This window comes from Labrenzia sp. 5N, from assembly GCF_012395805.1.
GTDB lineage: Bacteria > Pseudomonadota > Alphaproteobacteria > Rhizobiales > Stappiaceae > Roseibium > Roseibium algicola.
This window is the reverse complement of record NZ_JAAZTM010000025.1, coordinates 1-635: the sequence shown is the minus strand read 5'-3', so window position 1 is coordinate 635 and position 635 is coordinate 1. Positions and strand designations below refer to the sequence as shown.

Sequence of the window (635 nt, the reverse complement as noted above, 5' to 3'; positions counted from 1 at the left end):
TGAACTTCCTGCCCATCGTTGAATGGCCGGGTGCGGAAGACGAAGGCTACGTCCATACCCGCGGCGGTGTCTTCGAGATCAACGATCCTGATACGGTCGTCAATCCGGACAATTTTGAAGTCCAGATCAGCGAACCGAACCTTTCCCTGGCCTCCGGTGCCGGTGAAATTCTGGAAATGCCGGGCGATATCTACGCCGCGCTGACAGACCACGACTCGAATTTCTTCTTCTGGACATTCGACCAGTTCGACGACCAGGGTCGGGTAACCTATTCCTACAAGGTCCAGGACAAGGCTATCGACTTCCTTGCCGAAGGCGATGTTCTGACGATCGACTACACGCTTCGGGTTCAGGACACGAATGACCCGGACTCCTTCGTCGAGCGTCCGATCACCGTGACGATCATCGGCACCAACGACCAGCCGGAAATCCTCGTCGAGCAGAGTGTTCTTGACTTCGCAGTCGACGAAGATCTGGACGCCAATCCGCAGAATATCGGCGAATTGAGCGGCAACATCGTGGTCGACGATCCGGATCTGGGCGACACGCTCTACATCTCGGTCGAAGGCGATGGTTCGCCGGCCTATTCGGAAGGCGCTCTTCCGGATGGCGTCGATATCAGCAGCCTTCTGGCA

General features: G+C 56.9%; 1 protein-coding gene. It reads left to right on the top strand.

Translation table 11 applies throughout. The features are described 5' to 3' along the window. Positions 1 to 635: VCBS domain-containing protein (locus tag HEP89_RS28955; protein ID WP_168693763.1), on the top strand; the 635-nt coding region annotated here is incomplete at both ends.